At 57.4% G+C, this 2,020-nt stretch carries 3 protein-coding genes; all 3 read right to left on the reverse strand.

The annotated features are described in order from the left end of the window. Window positions 1-734 (reverse strand): ABC transporter substrate-binding protein (locus ABYT07_RS20720; RefSeq protein WP_372993890.1); only part of this gene is annotated, 734 nt, incomplete at its 3' end. A 35-nt stretch (window positions 735-769) separates the two neighbouring features. After that, window positions 770-1,609: an ABC transporter permease gene (locus tag ABYT07_RS20725; protein ID WP_372993891.1), complete on the reverse strand. Its 840-nt coding sequence runs from the start codon at window positions 1,607-1,609 to the stop codon at window positions 770-772. Continuing rightward, the coding region (locus tag ABYT07_RS20730) for an ABC transporter permease (RefSeq protein ID WP_372993892.1) at window positions 1,606-2,020 on the reverse strand (415 nt) is incomplete at its 5' end. The genes ABYT07_RS20730 and ABYT07_RS20725, both read right to left, overlap by 4 nt.

Genomic DNA, 2,020 nt, shown 5'->3' on the forward strand with positions numbered 1-2,020 from the left:
TTCCAACCCTTCATAGAGGCCCGCACAAAGCGCACCATCTTGTCTTCAAAGGCAGGATCGGCCAGATTTTCTTCCAGCGCATACAGCCCGTCTTCCAACGTCGCGACGCCCTGATCTTCGTATTTGAACACTGTCAGATCATCGGGTGTCAGACCCGCATCAATCACCTGCCAATATTCATTATACGTCATGGTCGATACGCAAGCCGCTTGGTTTTGCAGCAACGGATCAACGTTGAAGCCCTGCTTGAGAACGGTCACACCGTCTTCGCCCCCCTCAGTGGGCAACTCAAGCTTGCTCATCCAGCTTAGGAACGGAAATTCATTTCCGAAAAACCAAACGCCCAAGGTTTTGCCTTTGAAGTCATCCGTCGTGGTCACGCCTGCGTCCTTGCGGCACGTCAGCATCATGCCAGAGGATTTGAACGGCTGGGCAATATTTACCATGCCCAGACCCTTTTCACGGGCCGCCAACGCGGCGGGCATCCACTCGACGGTTACGTCGGCACCGCCGCCAGCCAGCACTTGCGTCGGCGCGATATCAGGGCCGCCGGGCTTGATCGTAACGTTCAGGTCTTCTTCTTCGTAAAAGCCTTTTTCAAGCGCCACATAATAGCCCGCGAATTGGGCTTGCGTGACCCACTTGAGCTGCAATGTCACATCATCGGCGGCCTGGGCCATCGTCCCCATCAGGCCAACGGCAGCCCCCGCGACATAGGTTGATAGTTTTTTCATTTGTTTAACTCCCTCTTGGTTGGTTTTTTATCGTCTCAGTTTCGCTGGCTTGGGTGCCAGAAGGTCACGGCCTTTTCGATCAGTGACATCGCCCCATAAAATGCTGATCCCGCAATGGCTGCCACGACAATTTCGGCCCATACCAGATCCAGCGCAAGCTGCCCGACTGAGGTCGAGATACGAAACCCCATCCCCTTGACCGGAGAGCCGAAAAATTCAGCAACGATCGCCCCGATCAAGGCCAATGTCGTCCCGATCTTTAGCCCATTGAACACGAAAGGCATCGCAGCAGGCAAGCGCAGTTTCAACAAGGTCGCCCAATAGCTGGCAGCATAGGTGCGCATCAGATCACGCTGCATCGCGTCGGTCGCCTGCAAGCCCTGCACCGTGTTCACAAGCATCGGAAAGAACACCATGACCACGACCACCGCCGCCTTGGATTGCCAGTCAAACCCGAACCACATCACCAAAATCGGGGCCATCCCGATCACCGGCAAGGCGGCAACGAAATTACCAACAGGCAACAGCCCGCGCTGCAAAAACGGAAACCGGTCAATGGCAACTGCGATCAAGAACGCAGCCCCACAGCCCAAAACATACCCCGAAAGCGCGCCTTTCAGCACAGTCTGCACAAAATCGACCCAAAGGATATCCAGCGATGCAACGAACCGGGCTGCAATCGCCGTCGGCGTCGGCAGCAGCACCGGTGAAATCTCAAGCCCACGCACCACGCCTTCCCAAACCGCGATCAGCGTCACGCCGAAAACAACTGGTGCCGCCAACGGCCGCCAACGTGCGGGTCCGCCCCGCGCCAGCCGGACATTCACCCACCAGCCAATGGCCCAGGCTGCAATGGCAAAGACCAGCCAGATCATTGCGCCATCCCCATCCGTTTCAGGGTAATCCGCTGGATCACACCGATGGTCCCGACCAAGGCCGCAGCCAACGCCGCAGCCACAATCAGCGCGCTCCAGATCTGGATGGTCTGACCGTAATAACTGCCCGCCAACAAACGCGCCCCAAGGCCCGCAATGGCCCCCGTCGGCAGCTCGCCGACAATGGCGCCCACCAAGGACGCCGCCATCGCGATTTTGAGCGAGGTAAAGAAATACGGCATCGATGCGGGCAACCTCAAACGCCAGAATGTCTGGGATGCGCTCGCATGCCACGTCCGCATCTGATCCAACTGCATCTGATCAGGGCTGCGCAGCCCTTTGACCATCCCGACGACGATCGGGAAAAACGACAAGTACATGCTGATCATCGCCTTGGGCAACAAACCCGAA

The organism is Sulfitobacter sp., from assembly GCF_041552635.1.
GTDB lineage: Bacteria > Pseudomonadota > Alphaproteobacteria > Rhodobacterales > Rhodobacteraceae > Sulfitobacter.

Bases quoted from the DNA above. Each gene is read 5' to 3' on its own strand.
- ABYT07_RS20725 (WP_372993891.1), bottom strand. From the start codon at position 1,609: ATGATCTGGCTGGTCTTTGCCATTGCAGCCTGGGCCATTGGCTGGTGG.